The sequence below is a fragment of the Pseudomonas sp. 2,4-D genome, assembly GCF_030418155.1.
Lineage (GTDB): Bacteria > Pseudomonadota > Gammaproteobacteria > Pseudomonadales > Pseudomonadaceae > Aquipseudomonas > Aquipseudomonas alloputida.
The window spans coordinates 13412-33158 of sequence record NZ_JAUHUI010000030.1 but is presented as its reverse complement, the minus strand read 5'-3'; the positions used below and the strand labels follow the sequence as shown (position 1 = coordinate 33158).

Annotated in this window: 22 protein-coding genes and 1 pseudogene; 8 read left to right on the top strand and 15 right to left on the bottom strand. The window is 60.9% G+C overall.

Going from position 1 to position 19747, the window contains the following annotated elements; translation table 11 throughout:
• Positions 1-80: 80 nt before the first annotated feature.
• The gene (locus QYE47_RS19355; protein WP_104960812.1) at positions 81-314 is read left to right on the top strand and encodes a hypothetical protein; all 234 of its coding nucleotides are present in this window, start codon (positions 81-83) and stop codon (positions 312-314) included.
• 193 nt (positions 315-507) lie between these two features.
• On the opposite strand, the gene QYE47_RS19350 is transcribed toward QYE47_RS19355, so the two are convergent.
• Together QYE47_RS19350 and QYE47_RS19345 are read right to left on the bottom strand one after the other, a co-directional pair.
• Positions 508-1005, bottom strand: coding sequence for a RidA family protein (locus QYE47_RS19350; RefSeq protein WP_014589747.1), 498 nt, complete (start codon positions 1003-1005; stop codon positions 508-510).
• A 79-nt stretch (positions 1006-1084) separates the two neighbouring features.
• On the bottom strand, positions 1085-2500 hold the full coding sequence (locus QYE47_RS19345) for an FAD-binding oxidoreductase (RefSeq protein WP_041166846.1): 1416 nt from the start codon (positions 2498-2500) through the stop codon (positions 1085-1087).
• 437 nt (positions 2501-2937) lie between these two features.
• On the opposite strand from QYE47_RS19345, the pseudogene QYE47_RS19340 reads away from it, so the two are divergent.
• A pseudogene (locus QYE47_RS19340) lies at positions 2938-3036 on the top strand (effector protein); the annotation flags it as partial.
• A gap of 24 nt (positions 3037-3060) precedes the next feature.
• On the opposite strand, the gene QYE47_RS19335 reads toward QYE47_RS19340, so the two are convergent.
• Positions 3061-3483 carry a VOC family protein gene (locus QYE47_RS19335; RefSeq protein ID WP_014589745.1) on the bottom strand — a complete coding sequence of 141 codons (423 nt, stop codon included), beginning with the start codon at positions 3481-3483 and terminating at the stop codon, positions 3061-3063.
• Positions 3484-3824: 341 nt separating this feature from the next.
• On the opposite strand from QYE47_RS19335, the gene QYE47_RS19330 reads away from it, so the two are divergent.
• Positions 3825-4472 carry a trypsin-like peptidase domain-containing protein gene (locus QYE47_RS19330; protein ID WP_026031968.1) on the top strand — a complete coding sequence of 216 codons (648 nt, stop codon included), beginning with the start codon at positions 3825-3827 and terminating at the stop codon, positions 4470-4472.
• Positions 4473-4642: 170 nt separating this feature from the next.
• Positions 4643-5122, top strand: a complete 480-nt coding sequence (locus QYE47_RS19325) for a GNAT family N-acetyltransferase (protein ID WP_014589743.1) — start codon at positions 4643-4645, stop codon at positions 5120-5122.
• A gap of 10 nt (positions 5123-5132) precedes the next feature.
• Here the strand turns inward: QYE47_RS19325 and QYE47_RS19320 are convergent, their stop codons facing one another.
• Positions 5133-5429 (bottom strand): addiction module antidote protein, encoded by a 297-nt coding sequence (locus QYE47_RS19320; RefSeq protein ID WP_003248566.1) that lies wholly within the window; start codon positions 5427-5429, stop codon positions 5133-5135.
• Positions 5430-5749: 320 nt separating this feature from the next.
• Here QYE47_RS19320 and QYE47_RS19315 point away from each other — a divergent pair, with 320 nt between their 5' ends.
• Positions 5750-6643, top strand: coding sequence for a bestrophin family protein (locus QYE47_RS19315; RefSeq protein ID WP_014589742.1), 894 nt, complete (start codon positions 5750-5752; stop codon positions 6641-6643).
• Positions 6644-6679: 36 nt separating this feature from the next.
• Here the strand turns inward: QYE47_RS19315 and phnE are convergent, their stop codons facing one another.
• The 4 genes from phnE to QYE47_RS19295 are packed head-to-tail and all read right to left on the bottom strand — an operon-like array spanning position 6680 to position 9925.
• Positions 6680-7447 carry a phosphonate ABC transporter, permease protein PhnE gene (phnE, locus tag QYE47_RS19310; RefSeq protein ID WP_014589741.1) on the bottom strand — a complete coding sequence of 256 codons (768 nt, stop codon included), beginning with the start codon at positions 7445-7447 and terminating at the stop codon, positions 6680-6682.
• Positions 7444-8271, bottom strand: a complete 828-nt coding sequence (locus QYE47_RS19305; protein ID WP_014589740.1) for an ABC transporter permease — start codon at positions 8269-8271, stop codon at positions 7444-7446. Before QYE47_RS19305 ends, phnE begins: the two co-directional genes overlap by 4 nt.
• Positions 8265-9074 (bottom strand): phosphonate ABC transporter ATP-binding protein, encoded by an 810-nt coding sequence (locus QYE47_RS19300; protein ID WP_014589739.1) that lies wholly within the window; start codon positions 9072-9074, stop codon positions 8265-8267. Before QYE47_RS19300 ends, QYE47_RS19305 begins: the two co-directional genes overlap by 7 nt.
• Positions 9071-9925, bottom strand: a complete 855-nt coding sequence (locus tag QYE47_RS19295) for a putative selenate ABC transporter substrate-binding protein (protein ID WP_010952054.1) — start codon at positions 9923-9925, stop codon at positions 9071-9073. The genes QYE47_RS19300 and QYE47_RS19295 overlap by 4 nt, the downstream gene beginning before the upstream one ends.
• Positions 9926-10051: 126 nt before the next feature.
• Between QYE47_RS19295 and selD the strand changes: the two genes are divergently transcribed.
• Entirely contained in the window at positions 10052-11086 is a 1035-nt protein-coding gene (selD, locus tag QYE47_RS19290; RefSeq protein ID WP_014589738.1) for a selenide, water dikinase SelD, read from the top strand.
• The gene (mnmH, locus tag QYE47_RS19285) at positions 11086-12198 is read left to right on the top strand and encodes a tRNA 2-selenouridine(34) synthase MnmH (RefSeq protein ID WP_014589737.1); all 1113 of its coding nucleotides are present in this window, start codon (positions 11086-11088) and stop codon (positions 12196-12198) included. Before selD ends, mnmH begins: the two co-directional genes overlap by 1 nt.
• 135 nt (positions 12199-12333) lie before the next feature.
• Here mnmH and QYE47_RS19280 read toward each other — a convergent pair whose 3' ends face one another.
• The 6 genes from QYE47_RS19280 to QYE47_RS19255 all read right to left on the bottom strand — a co-directional run bounded on the left by QYE47_RS19280 (position 12334) and on the right by QYE47_RS19255 (position 18065).
• On the bottom strand, positions 12334-12720 hold the full coding sequence (locus tag QYE47_RS19280; RefSeq protein WP_014589736.1) for a lysozyme inhibitor LprI family protein: 387 nt from the start codon (positions 12718-12720) through the stop codon (positions 12334-12336).
• Positions 12721-12740: 20 nt separating this feature from the next.
• Positions 12741-13280: a hypothetical protein gene (locus tag QYE47_RS19275; protein ID WP_014589735.1), complete on the bottom strand. Its 540-nt coding sequence runs from the start codon at positions 13278-13280 to the stop codon at positions 12741-12743.
• A gap of 67 nt (positions 13281-13347) precedes the next feature.
• On the bottom strand, positions 13348-15873 hold the full coding sequence (locus QYE47_RS19270) for a TonB-dependent receptor (protein WP_070383478.1): 2526 nt from the start codon (positions 15871-15873) through the stop codon (positions 13348-13350).
• 76 nt (positions 15874-15949) lie between these two features.
• The gene (locus QYE47_RS19265; protein ID WP_014589733.1) at positions 15950-16921 is read right to left on the bottom strand and encodes a FecR domain-containing protein; all 972 of its coding nucleotides are present in this window, start codon (positions 16919-16921) and stop codon (positions 15950-15952) included.
• Positions 16918-17445, bottom strand: coding sequence for a sigma-70 family RNA polymerase sigma factor (locus QYE47_RS19260; RefSeq protein WP_014589732.1), 528 nt, complete (start codon positions 17443-17445; stop codon positions 16918-16920). Before QYE47_RS19260 ends, QYE47_RS19265 begins: the two co-directional genes overlap by 4 nt.
• A gap of 56 nt (positions 17446-17501) precedes the next feature.
• Positions 17502-18065 (bottom strand): GNAT family N-acetyltransferase, encoded by a 564-nt coding sequence (locus tag QYE47_RS19255; protein WP_014589731.1) that lies wholly within the window; start codon positions 18063-18065, stop codon positions 17502-17504.
• Positions 18066-18293: 228 nt separating this feature from the next.
• On the opposite strand from QYE47_RS19255, the gene QYE47_RS19250 reads away from it, so the two are divergent.
• Positions 18294-19025: an RHS repeat-associated core domain-containing protein gene (locus QYE47_RS19250; RefSeq protein WP_041166845.1), complete on the top strand. Its 732-nt coding sequence runs from the start codon at positions 18294-18296 to the stop codon at positions 19023-19025.
• Positions 19026-19211: 186 nt separating this feature from the next.
• Here QYE47_RS19250 and QYE47_RS19245 read toward each other — a convergent pair whose 3' ends face one another.
• Positions 19212-19595, bottom strand: coding sequence for a YkgJ family cysteine cluster protein (locus QYE47_RS19245; protein ID WP_003248590.1), 384 nt, complete (start codon positions 19593-19595; stop codon positions 19212-19214).
• Positions 19596-19747 lie beyond the last annotated feature (152 nt).

Here is a 19747-nt window from a genome sequence, read left to right as displayed (position 1 = left end):
GCCGTTGACATCCCGAAGAAGGATCGTAAAGTCGGCTAGCCTGCTAAGACACCCGATCTAAAGCAGCTAGGAGAAAGGAAATGTCCAACATTCAAGTGTACCTGCCGGCCAAAGACGGTTCGGCTTATTGGCCGGTCTCCACAGGGGACTCATGCAAAGAGGCTGTCCACGTCCTGTACACAGACGACTTTGCCGCCCCTCCTCACCGACTCGTGATTGAAATCACTACCGAGTCAGGCAAAAAGGTCGAGGTGAGCATCCCGTATGCTGATGACGCTCAAGCATCAGTCCGAATAGACGGCACAACCGTGTGACGGCTTTGCAACGCTTGCGAAAAAGTGAGTAGATTTGTGAGTAGACTCCCACTCAAAATGACCTAGACACCCGTAAATCAAGGCCAGCATTGAGAAGTATGGGTCTCCCTCGGGGCACCAAATCCGGAAAAAACCGACCTTACGGTCGGTTTTTTTTTGCCCGCCGATTTTGTCGGGCTGGGCAAAGGTCCTCTCAGGGACGAACCGCTGTCACTTCGATCTCAACCCGCCAGGCAGGATGCGCCAGGCCTGCAATCTGGAACGCCGAGCGCGCAGGTAGCACCGGCTGCTTGGCGGCTGGCCCGAAGAACTGGGTGTAGCCAGCCATAAAACCTTCGAAATCCATCTTGCCGCCGTTCTCCGGTCCCCCCACCAGGAATACCTGCATCTTCACCACGTCAGTCAGGCCAAGACCCAGCGTTTTCAGCTGCTGCTGGATGCTTTCAAGCACATTGATGGTTTGTGCCTTGGTATCACCGTAGGCTTCCAGCGAATCCTTGGGCGCATCGGGATGGATCACCGACGGGACGGAACCGCTCAGATAGACGACCGACTTCCCGGCAGGAATCTCTACAGCCGACGAGATAGGGAAACTACCTGCGCCATGGCGCACGATATCTTGTGCATGAACGCTGCCAACACCGGCTATTCCCAACGCCAATGCAGCAACGGTCTTGAAAGCGAATTTCATATTTCTCTCCTGATGGTTACACAAGAATGTACACGCACCGTTTATGCGTGTACGGGTCATTCCATTGCGGTATGCGTACTTAGAATCGATACAAACTGAAGGGTTTCGGGTCCAGCACCGGCGCCTTTCCAAGCAGCAGGTCTGCCGTCAGTTCGGACGACACCGGGCTTTCCGTCATACCCCAACCGGTCGCGGTGTTGATGACCAGGCCTGGGTACTCGTTGACCTGCGAAATGATCGGGTTCTCATCCGGGGCGATGGCCATGGCACCGCTCCACTGATCGATCAACTTCGCATCTTTGAAGGCAGGGAACTCGACTTTGAGCTTTTCCAGAGATGCATCCAGCTCTGGAATATCCGGGGCCGCCGTCATCAGCCTGTTTTTCTCGAAGGGCGATACCTCGTCCAGCCTCCACTGGGTGGGCTGAGTGAACGAATCGATCAGTTGCTTGTTGAGTGAGATGTGCACCGGGAAGTCGGGGATGGCCAGCAATGGCAGGTATTTATAGCCATACATGAACGATTCTTTGACCACCGGGGCAACGACGACGCGCGGCGAGGTGGCGTATGTACCGTCGGCCTGCTCACGGAAGTAGATATTCCCTGGCAATGCAACGTTGCCCCCCGGTGCACGGGGCGCCGCGCTGATGATTTGCTGGGACTGGTAGGCCGGCAAGGTAGGCACATCGACGCCCAGGTTCTGCATGAACAGCCTGGACCAGGCGCCGCCTGCCACGACCACGCGAGAAGTCCTGATGGCGCCCTTCTCGGTCACCACATCGGAGATGACGCCTGCCTGGGTTTCCAGGCCCCTTGCGGCGCAGTGGGTGTAGATACGCACACCCATTTTCTTGGCGTACTCCGCCATGACAAACGATGCGCGCTCGGCGTCCAGGCTACCGGAGTCTTCCTCGAAACCTGCAATTTTCCAGCTTGATGATGCACCGCGCAGCCGCTGTTCGAGTTCATTCCCCTGAATGATCCGAGTCTTGAAGGGGTTGTCCGCTGCTACTTCCCGGCTTTTGACATCGATCCACTTTCTGACGTTTTCCAGGTCTTCTTCATCGAAAGGAACTTCGACCCGGCCCTGTGTGCGATAGCTGGTATCTGCACCCACTTTGGCATTCATCTCGCGCCACCGTTGTTTGGCAAGATGGTGCAACTGGAACGTCGCATCAGGCATCTTGTAGGTCATGACCTGACCATAGAACCTGCATGACTGCTCGCCGGCAATATCACCTTTTTCAACGACGACTACCGAGAGGCCACGCTCGACAAGATTGATTGCGGTCATGAGCCCCAGAATACCAGCGCCAACAACGACGACGTCTGCCTGTTTGGGAAGCGCACCTTCGCTACCTTCTACAAAACCAAACCGCGGTTTGCCGGGGATCAACCTGCCTTCGCGGGTCAGCAAGGGGGTCAGAATGCCTGCGCCACCTGCAATAGCCACGACGCCGCCGCCGATCAAAAATTTACGCCTCGTCATTCCCATGACACTTTCCTTTCCTGGTAATCGGTGTGGGTTCATCAGCTCAGGCGGCGAGCCACCTCCCCGGCCGCCAGCCGCCGCGGTCAACTTTCGGCCACCGCGTCAGGCTGATGTTTAAATTTGAAGGGCGGCTATTTTGTTGATGACCCGCTTCGGGAAAAAGCGCTGTGGGCAAATACTTAGTTCAGCCATTTTGAAACTATCGTACAAGGGACATAAATAGTTGATATGGCGACACTCAACACTTGAAAGAGGGAAGTTAGTTCGGGCGAAGATGCTGGCTTAGTTCCGAAAGTGCACGGGGGCAATAAGCGCTGCGGGTTCAGTAACTGTGTGGGTGCACAGCGTTATGTGGCAACACCTCATTGCCACATATTCAGTATGGACAAAGGCATCAGGATCCGACGGTGGTAGATCTGTCCAATGCACAGGGTGGCATGGAGCGGATCGGCACGGATTAGCAGAGCCTGTTCAGGTTCAGTGAGCACCCGATCCAGATGGATACCCGTGGCGAGCCCCTCGAGCGCAACCTGGGGTGAATTTTTCGTGCATCCGCCCCTGGCTCAGGCGCTCTTCACGCCGAGATCTTCAGCAAACCGAAGCAGGTAGCCGTCCGGGTCCTGCACCAGGAAATTGCGCTGGCCGACCAGCATGCCGCCCTGGCGGTACCAACACTCTTCAATCGGCTTTCTGATGCTATGCCCCGCAACCCCCAGCGACTCGACCAAGGCCAGTGCATCAGCGCATTCGATCGACAGGTTGATGCCTCGACCATAAGGCGGCTCCAGCGGGCCGACCCGCCAGGGTGACTCACTCTGCCAGTCCTGCTCCAGCATCAGCTGGCTGCCACCAAAAGACAGGAAGGCAAAATGCTCTTCTGGCCGGTCGTATTCAATCTTGAAGCCCAGTACGCCGCAGTAGAATGCCAGGCTGCGAGGTAGATCAGAAACAATCAGCTCCGGCACCAGGGGATTTAGCTTAAACAATGTTCTGATTCCTTTCAGGGTAAGTCGACTGGCAACTATGAACAGGTCGCCCTGAAAAAGGTAGCTTGTCAGTGTGATCGCCGATGCAGCTCAATGCAGTTCACACCCATCAGATCCGCCCGAAAAAAATGCCTTCACTTTGACGCCGCCCCAATGGCTCTGGGACCTGCAGCCATACCTGCATTCTATTGGCCGCCGTCATGACTAACACTTAAGCTGTCATTCGTCGGATATATGTCGAAAGTATTGTTAGAGTAATGGCACTTCGCCATAGTGGCGCTCCCCTTTCTCCACGCAATGTGTGTCCCATGAAAACAATCGCGCCCTGCATGGCGGCAATGATGCTGCTCAGTGGGTGCAATGGAGTGCCAACGTCGTACGTTTCAGATCCCGTCTATAGCCAGGCGTTCGTGGTTACCTCAGGTGCCCCGCTGCCCATGTTGCTGATGGCCAGCGCCATCCAGTGGAACGAGGATTACGCTGTAACCGCCAAACACACCCCCTTCCTGCGCAACGTGGTCCATGAGGGCCTCGGTGACGTAGTGTTCTTCAAGCACAAAGCCAGCAGCGTGCCGCACTGGCGCCAGTACGTGCCTGGGGAAGCCGTGACGGCGGTGGGCTTCAACAGTTTCATGATGCCGATGCGGGGCAAGGGCCATGCCCTGTCGTCGCTGGTACGGCTTGAAGGTACGCCTGGCAGCGTCTTCTACTCGGTGCACGACGGCCCGATTACCAAGGGTATGTCGGGTGGGCCTGTGTTTGCCGATGACGGCAAGGTGGTAGGCATCAACGTGGCCATCATTCCTACCGACGAGATCGATGCGGGCAAGCGCCCGGACCTGGTCGGCAAGGACCGTATCAGCGTGTTCATGTCGTTCAGCGAAATCGACAAGGAATGGCGACGCTATCAGTACCTGCTGGCGCACAAGGCCAAGCCCAAGGCACCGGCTGCGGTCAAAGGCTACGTGGCGGTGGCCGCCAAGCCGTGAATCGGGGCGCGGTGTTGGATGGAAAGCGGCCTATGATGTGAGGCTGATGGCCTCTTCGCGGGTAAACCCGCTCCTACAGGGCCTGCACAGGATTTGAGCCTTGTGCAGTACCTGTGGGGGCGGGTTCACCCGCGAAGAGGCCCTGCCAGCCAACGCGAGAAGGACCTGCCATGCACCTGACCCACCGCCCCATCCGGCCAGAAGACATCCCCGTTATCTGCAGCTTCCCGCAGAGCCCGGACGAACTGTTCTACATGTTCCCCAAAGCCACCTACCCCCTCACCCCCAACCAGCTGAGCGACGCCATAGCCCAACGCAGCGGCTCCACGGTAGTGGAAGGTAACGGCGCTGTCCTGGCCTTCGCCAATTTCTACAAAGCCGAACATGGCGGCCTATGTGCCCTGGGCAACGTAGTAGTGGCCCCTAGCGCCCGCGGCCTTGGTGTAGCGCGTTATCTGGTAACGGCAATGATCGACCTCGCCCGCCAGCAGTACAGCGCCCGGGAGGTCTGGGTGTCATGCTTCAATCACAACACCGCCGGCCTGCTGCTTTATCCACAGCTGGGCTTCACACCGTTCGGCATCGAGGAGCGGCGGGCGTGGGACGGCACGCGGGTAGCGTTGGTGCAGATGAAGCAAATACTGACTTAACCGAGCTGGATCAGCGGGTCATTGCATGTGGCTGAACGAGAAGGTCCACCCCCAGAGCACGAATGACCCTCAATACAGTGTCAAAACGAGGCTTCGCGCCAGGGCTCAGCGCCTTGTACAGGCTTTCTCTACCCAGCCCACTCTCCGTAGCAATATGTGTCATGCCCCGTGCACGAGCGATATGGCCAAGTGCTCGAATGATTTCCTCGGTATCGCCATCTGATAGCACCTGGCTAAGGTATTCACTGATTGCCTCATCGCTGCTCAACAAGGCTGCCATATCAAACGGGATCAATTTTTCGCTCATTTCATCTCCTTCAGCAGCTTTCTGGCTTTGAGGATATCGGCGGCCTGGGTGGCAGTAGCCAAGCGGCAAAGCTTTTCGTCTGTTCAACGAGAAACATCAAGTGGTCACCCAATCGTATCCTTATGGATACACCCCTTCAAGGATTGAAGCGACCCACTCTTTCGTTTTTGAGCTGAACCAGGAATTCAGGCACATCTGATAGGCTGGTCGGATTTTTCCCTTCGTTTCAGCTACAAAATCCCTTGCAACATTCAACCCTCGAACCTTCGACGAGCCTCGGCGTCCCATCCTGCATCCCCCGCGTTTCGAGGTGCCCCCGCGTGAAAGACGTCATCGCCCGCAAGTACCGCCTGGTGGTGAAGACCATCGGCTATATCGGCTGGTCGCTGTTCTGGCTGCTGATCTGGGATGTGCTGGTCACCATCGATTTCATGCTGTTCTTGAACAGCAAGTTCACCCTGCCACTGATCCCGCTGACCCTGCTGGGCTCAGCCTTGGTAGTGCTGGTGAGTTTTCGCAACAGCAGTGCCTACAACCGCTGGTGGGAGGCTCGCACCCTATGGGGGGCGCTGGTGAACAGTTCGCGCAGCTTCGCCCGGCAGACGCTGACGCTGATCGATGACCCGGATGACAGCCTGAACCCGGTCAAGGCCACCCTGCTGCGCCGGCATATCGCCTATGTGAACTGCCTGGCGGCGCACTTGAAAGGCGAAAGCTGCCCGGAGGAGCTGATGGCCTTCATCCCCCCGGCGGAGTTCGAACGGCGCAACCGCTCGAACAATTTCGCCAATGACATTCTCGGCGGCTCGGCAGCCTTGCTGGCGCGGGAATACCAGGCCGGGCGACTGGACAGCATTCGTCTGGCGCGACTGGAGTCGACGCTGGTAGACCTTTCTAACGCCCAGGGCGGCATGGAACGGATTGCCAATACGCCATTGCCCTACCCCTATGTGTATTTCCCACGGCTGTTCATCACCCTGTTCTGCTTGATCGTGCCGGTGGGGCTTGTGGAGTCGCTGGGCTGGTTCACGCCGCTGGCGTCGACGGTGGTAGGGTTCATGTTGCTGGCCATCGAGCGGATCGGCACGGACTTGCAGAGCCCGTTCAGGTTCAGCGAGCATCAGATCCAGATGGATACCATATGCGAGACGATCGAGCGTAACCTGGAGTCGATGCAGCGGGAGGCGCAGTGTGCCGAGGCTGTAGACGCCTGAGAGATGTCGGGGCTGCTTTGCAGCCCGGGCTTTCCGTCAGGCCCGCACATAGCGCTGACGCAACACATCACTCGACACATCCACCAGCAACACCAACACCAGCATACCGATGATCACCGTGCTGGCCTGGGCCTCCTGGAACAGGCTCAAGGTGGTGTACAGCATCTGCCCCAACCCGCCCGCCCCGACGAACCCGAGCACGCTGGCCATGCGGATGTTGTTCTCCCAGCGGTACAAGCTGTAGGCCAGCAACTGCGGCCACAGGTTGGGCAGGGTACCAAAGCAGAACGCCGCCACTTGGCTGCCCCCCTGCAAACGGATCGCCGCCGCCGGCTCGGGCGGGGCATTCTCAAGCGCCTCGGCAAACAACCGCCCCAGCACGCCAGCGGTGTGCAACGCCAAAGCCAGGGTACCGGCATTCGGCCCCAGCCCAGCCGCCAGCACAGTCAGCGCAGCCCACACCAGTTCAGGAATGGCACGCAAGGCATTGAGCAGCAAACGCGCGGCCCCTTGCAACGGCCAACCGAAGCGGCCCGCCGCAGGCAGTGCCAGCAACATCCCCACTACCATTGCCAACAAGGTGCCCATGCCAGACATGGCCAGGGTTTCCAGCGCCCCGCGCCACACCGCCTTGAGATGCCCCGCAGACAGATCCGGCTGCAGGAAGCGCCCGGCGTACTCGCCCATCTGCCCCAGCCCGCCATTGCCGACCAGTGCGTGCAGGTCCAACTCCAGGTATGCGAACGAGGCCACCACCGCTGACACGATGGCACCCAACAGCACCAAGTTGATCACCCGGTTCATGCCAGCCTCCAACGCAGCAGGCGGCTGAGCAGGTCGGCCAGGATCACCAGCAGCAAGAACGTCAACAGCATGCTCGCCACTTGCGCGCCCGCAAACATGCGCATCGACAGGTCGATCTGCTGGCCCAGCCCGCCGGCACCGACAAAGCCCATCACCACCGAAGCCCGCACCGCGCACTCCCAGCGGTACACGGTGTACGACACCACTTCGGAGGCAGCATTGGGCAGGATGCCGTAGAAAAACGCCGCCAGCCGGCCACTGCCCGCCTGCAACAAAGCATGCGCCGGGCGCTGGTCGACCGACTCGAATATTTCGGCGTAAACCTTGCCGAGCATGCCACTGTAGGTGATGGCGATAGCCAGTACGCCCGCCGTCGGCCCCAGCCCCACGGCGCGCACGAACAGCAACGCCCAGACGATCTCCGGCACGCTACGCAGGAAAATCAGCAGCCCGCGCACCGGCAGACGCAACAGTCGCGACCAGAACCCGGCCCGCCCGCCGCGTGAAGCAGCACGCAAGGACAAGGCACGGCTGGCCAACAAGCCAGCCGGGATCGCCAACAACAACGCCAGCGCCATGCCGGCAGTCGCCACGGCCAGGGTCTGCAAGGTGGCTTCATAGAGCAGTGCAAGAAAATCGGCATCATGTGCCGGCGGCCAGAAGGCGCTGGTAAAGCTGGCAATCTGCTGACGGTTGTCCGCCTGCAACAGCACCCCGGGGTTCAGTTCGCTTGTCAGGATAGCCGGCCACAGTACCGCTACCGCCAACAGGGCCAGCAGCAACCGCGGCAGCAGCGCGGGGTCGCGGGCGTCGGCCTTCAGCATCGCGGAATCTGCACGGTCAGGGTCGGCCCCTGGGTTGGCGGCGGAGCCAGTTGTTCGTTGGCGTATAGCGCGTCCAGCAGTTGCTCGGTGACCGCTTCGGCCGGGCAGTCGAACACAACCTGCCCTTCCCGAATGCCAATCACCCGCGGAAAATGCGCCAGCGCCAACTCTACGGCGTGCAGGCTCGCCACCAACGTCACGCCAGTGGCCTGGGCATGGCGATTGAGCAAGGCCAGGCTGTGGTCGGCCAACACCGGGTCCATGGCCGACACCGGTTCGTCGGTCAGCAGCACCTGCGGACGCTGGTACAACGCCCGAGCAATGCCCACCCGCTGCAACTGGCCACCGGACAACTGCCCACACTGCACGAACAGCTTGTCGGACAGGCCCAGTTCAGCCAACACCTGGCGCGCCCCCGGCACATCGCTGGGATACAGCAGGTTGAGCAAGCCGCGCAGCGTACCCCACTGCCCCAGGCGACCCGCCAGCACGGCGGTCACCACCCGCTGACGCGGTGGCAAAGGCGGCGACTGATGCACCAGGCCAACCCGCGCACGCAGTCGCTGGCGTGCCCTTGCCGACAGTGCCCAAGGTTGCTCGCCAAGCAACTCCAGGCGCCCACTGCTGGGCTGGATGGCCGTGGCCATCAGGTGCAGCAAGCTGGACTTGCCCGCCCCCGACGGCCCGATGATGGCGACACGCTCGCCCTGCGCGATACGCAGGCTCACCGCGTCAAGCGCGCGTACCTGGCCGTGGCGCAGGCTCGCACCGTGCAGATGAATTGCCGCATTCGAAGCTGTCACTTGAGCAGGCCGGCCTCGCGTGCAGCCTGTTCGGTGCCCTTGTAGTTCTCAGGCTTGGTCTCGATGAAGCGGCTGGCGGCCTGCAGGTCAAGGATCGCCTTGTGCTCCGGGTTGCTCGGGTCGAGGTCCAGGAAGGCTTTCTTGATTTTCTGCTTCAACGCCGGGTCCATGTTGCCGCGCACGGTCCAGTTGTAGTCAAAGTAGGTTGGGGTGGTGGCGAACACCTTCACCTTGGTGGTGTCGACCTTGCCGGCATCCACCAGTTTTTGCCATACGCTGGCGTTCAGCACGCCGCCATCGACCTTGCCAGCCTGCACCCAGGCCACGGTGGCATCATGGGCGCCAGAATAGGCAACGCGGCTGAAGTACTCTTCAGGCTTGATATTGTCCTGCTTGAGCATGAAGTAACGCGGCATCAGGCTGCCCGAAGTAGAGGAAATGGAACCGAAGGCAAACGACTTGCCCTTCAGGTCGCTCAGGCTCTTCACGTCGGGGTTGGCGGTGATGAACTTGGACGTGAATTGTGCGTCCTGCTCACGCTGTACCAGTGGCGTGGCGGTCGGGTCCTTCAGGTGCACCTGAACGAACGTGAAGCCCCCCAGCCAGGCCAGGTCGAGACGGTCTGCGGCCAGCGACTCCACCACCGCCGGGTAGTCCGCCACGGGTACGAACTTCACCTCCATGCCCAGTTGCTTGGCCAGGTACTCACCCAAAGGCTTGAACTTGCGCTGCAGTTCGGTCGGCGCTTCGTCGGGGATGGCGCTGACACGCAGCGTTTCTGCGGCCTGAACGACAGCGGCACAGCAAGACAGCACGAGGCCGGCGGCAAGCGCCAGGGGGCGGTTGAGCATGGGTGTTCTCCGGTTCAATAGCGGGGAAGTGCCGACACATTTGCCGACACCGGGAATTATAAGAGGCAAGGGCCTAAAGGCCAGCTTTGCTACAATCGCGCAACAATTTGACCTGCAGAGGTGCATATGAGCGAGCCGATTCGCCTGACCCAGTACAGCCATGGCGCCGGCTGTGGCTGCAAGATCTCCCCCAAGGTGCTGGACGTGATCCTCGCCGAAAGCGGCACCCAGGCCCTGGACCCGAAACTGTGGGTCGGCAATGCCTCGCGCGACGATGCAGCAGTGTACGCGCTGGACGACGAGCGCGGCGTGGTTTCGACCACCGACTTCTTCATGCCGATCGTCGATGACCCTTACGACTTCGGCCGCATTGCCGCCACCAACGCCATCAGCGACATCTATGCCATGGGCGGCGACCCGCTGATGGCCATTGCCATCCTCGGCTGGCCAGTCAACGTGCTGCCGCCGGAAGTCGCCCGTGAAGTCATCCGCGGCGGCCGCGCAGTGTGTGCCGAAGCGGGTATCCCGCTGGCCGGCGGCCACTCGATCGACGCGCCTGAGCCGATCTTTGGCCTGGCCGTCACCGGCGTGGTCAATAAACGCCACCTCAAACGCAACGACACTGCCAGCGCGGGCTGCCAGCTGTACCTGACCAAGCCCCTGGGCATCGGCATCCTCACCACTGCCGAAAAGAAGGCCAAGCTGCGAGTGCAAGACCAAGGCCTGGCCCGCGACTGGATGTGCACCCTCAACACGCCCGGCAGCCGCTTCGGCAAGCTGGACGGGGTCAAGGCCATGACCGACGTCACCGGCTTCGGCCTGCTCGGCCACCTGGTCGAGCTGGCCGAAGGCAGCGGCCTCACCGCACACCTGAACTACGCCGCCGTGCCACGCCTGCCTAGCGTCGACCACTACCTGGCCGAAGGCTGCATCCCCGGTGGAACCCTGCGCAACTACGACAGCTACGGGCACAAGATCGGCGCCCTCAGCGACGACCAGAAGCACCTGCTGTGCGATCCGCAGACCAGCGGTGGCTTGCTGGTTGCTGTTGCCCCGGAGGGTGAAGCCGAGTTCCTCGCTGTGGCTGCCGAACTGGGCCTGAAACTGTCCCCGATCGGCAAGCTGGTCGAGCGACAGAGCCATGCGGTCGAGGTGATCTGATGCGCCCCGACTGCACCGACTTCCGTCAGCTGTTCCTAGACGACGTGCCGATGATGGACATGCGCGCCCCCGTCGAATTCGCCAAAGGCGCCTTCCCTGGCGTGGTAAACCTGCCGCTGATGAACGACCAGGAGCGGCAGAAGGTCGGCACCTGCTACAAGCAGCAGGGCCAGGCCGCCGCTATCGCCCTGGGCCACCAGCTGGTCAGTGGCGCCACCAAGCAGGCTCGCCTGGAGGCCTGGGCAGCGTTTGCCAAGGCCCACCCAGACGGTTACCTGTACTGTTTCCGTGGCGGCCTGCGATCGCAGATCGTGCAGGGCTGGCTGCGCGATGAGGCGGGCATTCAGTACCCGCGTGTCAAAGGCGGCTACAAGGCCATGCGTACCTTTCTGCTGGAGACTACCCAGCAAGCGGTGGAGCAATGTGATTTCGTGCTGGTCGGTGGACTGACCGGTACCGGCAAGACCGATGTCCTGCACCAGCTGGACAACGTGCTCGACCTTGAAGGCCACGCCAACCATCGCGGCTCCAGTTTCGGCAAGCGCGCCACGGCACAACCGGCGCAGATCGACTTTGAAAACCAGCTGGCAATCGACGTGCTGAAAAAGCGCGCCCGCGGTATCGGGCAGTTCGTACTGGAAGATGAAGGCCGCATTGTCGGCAGCTGCACGGTGCCGCTGGAGTTGTACCAAGGCATGCAGCATTACCCGCTGGTATGGCTTGAAGACAGCTTCACCAACCGCGTGGAGCGCATCCTGCGCGACTACGTGGTCAACCTGAGCGCCGAGTTCAAGGCCGTGCATGGCGAGGAAGACGGTCCCCGGCTGTTTGCCGAGCGCATGCTGCAGAGCATGGCCAACATCTACAAGCGTTTAGGTGGAGAACGCCATCAGCGCTTGTCCGAGATGCTGCGCGAAGCCCTGCAAGAGCAGCAGCGCAGCGGCGCAGTAGACCTGCACCGGGGCTGGATCGAAGGCTTGCTGAACGAGTACTACGACCCGATGTATGCCTACCAGCGCGCAGCCAAGGCCGATCGCATCGAGTTTGCCGGGGATGCCGTGGAAGTGCGCGAGTACCTCAAGGCCCGGGCGCTGCGCGAACCGCGTAAATAGAACCAGCACCCTGCAGTGCCCTGTAGGAGCGGGTTTACCCGCGAAGAAGGCAACGCGGTGCATGACACCCGCAAAGCCGGTGTTCGCAGATAAACCTGCGCCTGCAAATGTGGGCCAATCATGCCTGAACAGGCGCTACTGCCCAGGGCTAAGCACCCGCTCCAGCTCCGCAGCGCGGTCGCGGGTCATGTCCATGATGCAGCTGCCACCTTCCAGCTGCGCCAGGGTCCCGCCACTGGCCTGTACATGGAACTGGCAATTGCCATCACGGTAGGCCAGCCACTTGCGCTGCACATCCCGCAGGCTCTTCTGCTGCCCGGCATCCAGCTTGCCCATCAACTGCTTGTACACCCGGTTCAACCGCTGGTCCTGCACTTGCGTTTCGGCCCCGATGCACGCGTTCATGGCCACGGTGCTGGAGGCCTTGTCCATGCACTGCCCGTAGGCCGCCGTGTAATCGTCTGCCATCGCTACCGGTAGCACGCAAGCCAGTGCCAGGCCTGCCAGGTAATGCTTGATCATGCTAACCCTCCTTGTGGGTATCAAAGCGTCTGCGGCTGCTCCGGGGGCATCAGCACCTTGCCTGGCTCGAAGCGCAGCGAGGGCATTTGCGTCGCTGCATACAACGTTACCCCCAGGGCGGCAATCAAGGCGACATCAAGCCAGTTCCAGCCTGGCACGTCGTCAGCCCTTCGCGCCTTCCAGCAAAACCAGGCTTGCCCCAGGCAAAACACCACCATCGCGACCAGCCACAGGTAGAAGCCAGCACCAAAGCCGGTAAGGTCATGAAATTCATAGCTGCTGTTATCCGGCAAGCGGTCGATGCCAAAACTGCTGGCAGCCAGATACGCCGCCCCAAGCCCGGCCAGCAAGGCCAGCCGGCGAAACCGCCGATGTGCCAGGATGGCCAGGGCCAGCAGCGGGTTGGCAAACCATTGGTACAAGCCGAACGGCATGCCCCATGGCCCGTACAGCAGCATCTGCAGGGCCGGCATATGACGCTCGCCGCTCATCAGCGCGCCATCGAAGAACAGGGCGAGCAAATACAGCAGCAGACTGATACTCAGGTAGAAAGCGGGCAAAGGGGATTCCTGAGAGAAACGGGACAGCCTACGACCTTAACCCAGGCCCTGCCCCGCTTCCAAACCCTCAATAGGTGCCGCGCAGGGTCACCATGAAGTTGCGTGGTTCACCATAGTAGTTGCCATAGGTCGAAGTACCCACGGTTTCGTAGTACTTCTTGTCGAACAGGTTGTTGCCGTTGAGCGTGACGTTCCAGTGATCATCGACACGGTATTCGACCAACGCGTTCCAGATCGCATAGCCGCTCTGGTCGAAGTCGAACGGTACGTTTCGCTCAACCAGCGCGCCGCTGCTGTCGTAGCGATTCACTGTACCGCTCATGTACGTGGCGCTTTGCACCTGCACGCCGCCGCCAACCTTGAAGTCGCTGAGGATACCCGGCAGCCGGTAGGTGCTGTACAGCTTGAACAGGTGCTTTGGCATCACCGTGCTCAGCGGTGCATCGGCGCTGCGATTGCGGTTCAGGTTGAAGGTGTAGCCCCCCACCAGCATCCAGTCCGGCAGCAGCTCGCCAGACAGCTCCATGTCGATGCCCTTGCTCACCACCTTACCGTTGGACACATAGCAGCAGCTGCCCGAGAAACCGGCGTTGGTGGCCAGGAAGTTCGGGTCTTGCACCGCTTCGTTTTCGCGGGTGCTGTAGTACAGCGCCACGCTGGCGTTGAGTGCGCCGTTGAACAACTCACCCTTGAGGCCGGTTTCGTAGGTTTTGCCGGTCATGGGCTCAAGCGGCGAACCGCTTTGCGCAGGGCCGCTGATTCGGCTGGACTGCGGTTTGTAGATTTCCGAATAGCTGACGTATGTCGACCATTGATCGTCAAGGTCGTAGACCAGGCCACCGAACGGGGTGACCTTCGTGCCTATACGCTGCTCCGGGCTGGAGATACTTGCTGGCGAGGTCAGGTTGTTGGTGTAGGTCTGCCAAAAGTGGAAACGCTGTGCACGCGCCCCAACAATCAGGTGCAGGGGTTCAGCCAGCTGCAAACGCAGGCTGCCGTACAGGCCGTACTGGCGTTGCGAGTTGGGGCTGTAGTCGCGCTTGTAGTCACGCCCGTTGCCGGGGTCGTCGAACGCTGAGCTGTCGGGGTCGAATACGTTGGCCGGCGCGCCCGAGGCGGCATAAGGCGCAGTGCCCAGCCACCGGCTGTCGATCTTCTGGTAGTCGGCACCGAAGACCACTTCATGGTCCAGACCAAAGGCCTGGAAGTGGCCAGAGACGTTACCGTCATACAGATGCTGCTCATTCTCCTGGCGGGTCGAGGTGCCGTACCAGGTCGCCCCGGTATTGGTTACCGGGTCTACTGCATTCAAGGTGGTCGCCGTCTTGAACAGCCCAAGGTCCCAAGTGTTGGTGTAGCTGAGGTTGAGCTTCCAGTCGTCGTTGAATCGGTGGTCCACCTTGGCGAAGTACTCGCGCGCGGTGGCGTCGAGGTAGGCCCAATTCTTGGTCAGGCCGGTATGCCGTGGCAGGTTCAGGTCCGCACCATTGCTGTAGCGCGGCACCGCGCTATTGCTGCCGGTTTCGTGGGATTTGTTGTAGCGAGCACCGAAGGTGAGCATGGTGTCGTCCGTAACGTCCGCCTCCAGCACGCCATACACCAACGGCCGCTCGGTGGCGCGGTTGTCGGTGAAATACTGGCGATCGGTGTTGGACATCACCAGGCGACCGCGCACGCGGCCATCCCAGCCCAGCGGGCCGGACAGGTCGAACTCCTGGCGGTAGTTGTCCCAGCTACCGGCCGACAGGGTCAGCTTCAGCTGGTTAAAGGAAGTCGGCCGCTTGCGCACCATATTGATGATGCCACCCGGGTCACCCGAGCCACCATACAACGCAGCAGTACCACGCAGTACCTCGATGTGGTCGAACTCGGCCAGTTCGAAGATGTTCGACGAATAGAACGAACCCATGGCGGTGCCCAGCGCCTGCGGTGCAGCGCCGTCGATCTGCAGGTTCTGGATACTGAAACCACGCGAGATGAAGTCCTGGGTGCGGAAGGTGGTGCTCTGGGTGACGATGCCCGGCGTCACTTTCATCGCCTGGTTGATGTCGGTCAGTTGCTGGTCTTCAATCAGCTGGCGGGTCACGGTCGACACCGATTGCGGCGTCTGGCGCAGGCTGGTCGGGGTCTTGGAGCCAACGCTGATCAGGCCCGGTGCGTAGGAGCCGGTGTTCTCGGTACTCTGGCCCATGCCCTGCCCGGCTACTGTGGTCACGCCAAGTTCCATCGCCTCACTGCTCACCGCCGCTTGCGGCTCGGCCACCAGCCGGTAGCCGTTATCGCTACGCTCTACCCGGTAGCCACTGCCGGCCAGCAACACGGCAAAACCGCTGTCCACCGAATACAGGCCATGCAGGCCGTTGCTTTGCAGGCCGGCCAGTGCTTCAGGGGTAAAGGCCAGCGACACGGCGGCTTGCTGGGCATAGCTGCCAAGCGCCTGGGCGAGGTTGCCAGCGGGCACTTCGAAGCTACGGCGGGCGGCCTCCTCGGCGACGGCTGGCAGGGCCGCAACGGATAGGGCCAGCCCGGCACAGGAAAGGCGCAAGGCCAGGGCTAGCGGGCTGAGGACGGGGTGGCCAGGGAATCGGCGCATGGTGGATCGGCTCCTTGTTCTTGATCGGTTGGCCTCTTGTCTGACGGGCCACTTCGCAGAAGCGGAACCACCTGGATCAATTTTCTCGTGAGACGGGTTCGACCGTGGTCCACCAGCGGCCAACGCCGCCGATACGAATCGGCAGCGCCTCGGCCAGCAGGCGCAGGGCCCTTTCGCTGTCATCCAGAGGCAATACCGCCGACACCCTGATCGCCTGCATTGCCTGGCGGTCGAAGCGCAGCACGCCACGGCGTTGCTCAGCCAAGGCATCGAGCACCTGGTCGAGCGGTACGCCGTCGGCCACCAACTGGTGATGCTGCCAGGCTCGATCGACCCGCGCCGGTTCGATGGCCGGCAACGGGCCAAGCCCGTCACGCGCCACCCATGCCCGCTCGCCCGGGCCGACGACCAACTGATCGCCGGACACGGCAGTGCGCGCCTCGACCCGGGACTCAAGCATGGTCAGCTCGCTGCGAGCGTGGCCTTGGCTGACCACGAAGCGCGTCCCCAGAGCCTTGAAGCTGCCTTCGTCGGTCTGTATCACGAAGGGTCGCGTCGGGTCATGGCTGACATCTACCAGCACCTGGCCATGCAGCAGGCGGATGCGCCGCTCGCCAGTGCTGAACTCGACATCCACGGCAGAGTTGCCCGCCAAGGTCAGCTGCGAGCCATCTTCCAAGGTTTGGCTGCGCCACTCCGCCGGCGCGGTATGCAAGTCGGCCAGCCAGTCGCGCGGCGCTCCACCGGAAAGGCTCAGTGTGCCCAGCAAGGAGATTGCCAGGGCCAAACCGAGCAAAGTGCGCCGTGCACCCGAGCCTGAAGCCGAAACCTGTGCGCCGGCGCGCAGCCCGGCGCCCACCGGTCCGCGTTGCTCGCGCAGTGCCTGCACCTGGCTGATCACCCCTTGCATGCGGCGCAAGGTGGCGCCGTGGCGTGGGTCGGCCTGCAGCCAGGCGTCGAACTCGCGCGCCTCGTCGGCATCCAGTTCACCCTCGCCCAGGCACAGGGCCCATTCGGCAGCTTCCTGTTCGATACGCGAGGGATTCACGGTTCGGCAATGTCCAGCGTGCGGTGGCAATGGATCAGGGCCTGGGCCAGGTACTTGCGCACCATGCGTGGGGAAATCTGCAGGCGTTTGGCAATCTGAGGCTGGGTCAGGTCGTCCAGGTAGTAACCGACGAAGGCCTCGCGAGCATTCACGTGCAGGCCTTCCAGCAGGAAAGCGATCTGCTCCAGCGCTTCGAGGGTGATGAGGACGCTTTCGGGAGATTGGTGCCCCTCCAGGGCCTCGGCAGCCAAGGCAAGTTCGCTGAGGTAGGCCTCTTCGATTTGCTGTCGGCGCACCCGGTCGATCAACAGGCGGCGTGCAGTGGTACTGAGGTAGGCGCGTGGCTCGCGCATACCCAGCAAGGCATCACGCGAGGCCAGGATGCGCACGAAGGTGTCCTGGGCCAGGTCGGCTGCGCTGTGCGAACAACGCAGCTTGCGACGTAGCCAGCTGAAAAGCCAGCCATGGTGCTCGCTGTACAGCTGTTCAAGCGGGTACGGGCTCGGTGAGTCGGCTACGGGCATGGGGCACCGGGACACAAGTGAGAATTGTTCCCGAATAGTAGCTATTCGCCGTAAGACTATGCAACAGGTGGTTCGAGCAACAAGCCGTAAATGCCAGAGTCGGACAGCTCACCCGCCACGCACCATCGCGCCCGCAAGGTGCCCTCCAGCACGAAGCCCTGCCGCTCAAGGGTGCGTGCCGAGCCTTGGTTGCGCGGATCGATTTCGCCTTCCAGGCGGCGCATGTGCAGGGTGTGGGCGAGGTAGTCGATGAAGCAGGTCAGAGCCTCGTCCATGTAGCCCCTGCCCTGCACGGCGCTGGCCAGGCAGTAGCCTATTTCGCCACGGCGGGAAATGTCGTCGATGTTGAACATCTGGACCATGCCGATCAGTTCGCCGTTGTCGCGGCGGTACATGCCGAGCTTGAGTTGGTCGCCATTGGCATAGGCTTCGCGGTCGGCGGCCAGGGCGCTCTCGGCTTCAGCCAGGTCTTGCCAGGGTGCATGGTGCCAATAGCGCATGACCTCGGGGTCGGCCATGATCGCCAGCCACTGCGCGGCATCGGCATGGCGCATGGGGCGCAGTTGCAGGCGTGGGCTGTCGAGGCAGAGGTCACTGGGGAAACTGCGGGGTGGGGTCACGCCGGATCTCCTGTCCATTGCTGGGGAGATGACAGTTTAACGTCAAGTAACGCACTGAAGCATCCGCTCGTTTCACCATTGCTCGTCCAGAAGTCAACCGGAGCAGGGTCTGGTCACACCGAAACCTGATAGAAATGCCAGTTGCATTCTTTTTTTAAGAGGACCAGTTTTGGGAACTCATACCGTATCAAGCAATTAATCGATTTAAACCTGCAGCGGGAGCATCCAATGAATTACAGTCCCTACGGATTTACCTCGTACGCGCTGCAAGTTTCAACCATGCTCTTTTTCAACGGAGAATACCTCGATAAGCTAACCGGGCTATATTCGCTTGGTAACGGCCATCGCGCCTTCAGCCCGACAATAATGAGATTTTACTCACCTGATTTACAAAGCCCCTTCTTGCAAGGGGGAGTGAATTGTTACTGTTACTGCTCTGGCGACCCCATAAATTTCACCGACCCCACCGGTCAGCATCGGAAACCGTTGAAGCGAATCAACGCGAACGCGAATCGCCCCCCCACCCATTCAGGCAACCCGACTCGCGTTACGCTTGAAATCTTTGAGCGAAACGCTGAGAACACTTCCCAGTTAGCGCAACGATTCAATAGGCTTAAATACGATGCGTCTAGAAAATACCTACGATTCCGTCGGGCCATGCAGGAATCCATCACGGCAGCCCACGCTTCAACAACTGATGCATCAGTAACGCAGCATCTGCAAGCTGCTAAGCAAAACTCACAGCAAGCCACACACTACAAGACGTTGATGGAGCAGCACTCTGCTTCTGAGCAAAGCGTGATCAATGCCCTGCGCCGTATTGTTGCCGAAAGCCAAGAGTTTCGGAGGGACGCCAAAGAGAATATCGCTCCGTTGCCCGCTAGCGCCCAAACCGCACAAGCAGATATCCGATTACCCGAACCGACCCGGGCCACCATCCGGCCGTTCCATTACCGGTAACAGGAACTTGCGAGCCTTTACACACATATAGATACTGACCATTCAATTTCATGTGTCTGTCTGCAACCTGATGGCCCTATCACCGGCCAACCAGCTCCACACAGCGCCCCCACAATACCTGTGCTCTGTGCAGTACCTGTCGGCTGGCTAGCCGACATAGGGCGGGCACAGGCTAACGGAATACGCTCAGGCCACCTCAGCCCCATCATCCGGCCAATGCGGCTCGTTGGCCTCTGGCGGGGTCAGCGGCGGCAAACCATACGCCGCCCGCGCATCATCACAGCTCGGGTTATGCACCCCACCCTCCCACGACGCATCAAACTCGCGGCACGGGCTGGAACGGTTGGCGTAAATGGTACAGGCCACTTCCTTTCCGATCTCGCCCTGAAGGCTGACACAGCGGCAAGGCTTGGCATCGGTGCCGATCATGGCAACGCGGGTGGGGTTGATCTGCACCACCAGGTCGTCCGGCACAACGCCCCCGGCAGACTGGCATTCGCCCCAGAAGAAGGACACACGGAAGTACCCGCAGCAGGCGCCGCAGTCAAGGCAAGGGTTATATTCAGACATGATGTCACGGAGGGAAGGTTGTTGTTATCGGGGCTGGCCCGCGGCGCCATTTTTAATCCAAGCAGGGGCCGCTGGATAGAGGGGGACTGCAAAAAAAAATGCCGCTGATCCGGCTGCTGAACAAGGACGACCAGAGCCTTTGCCGGCCGCCC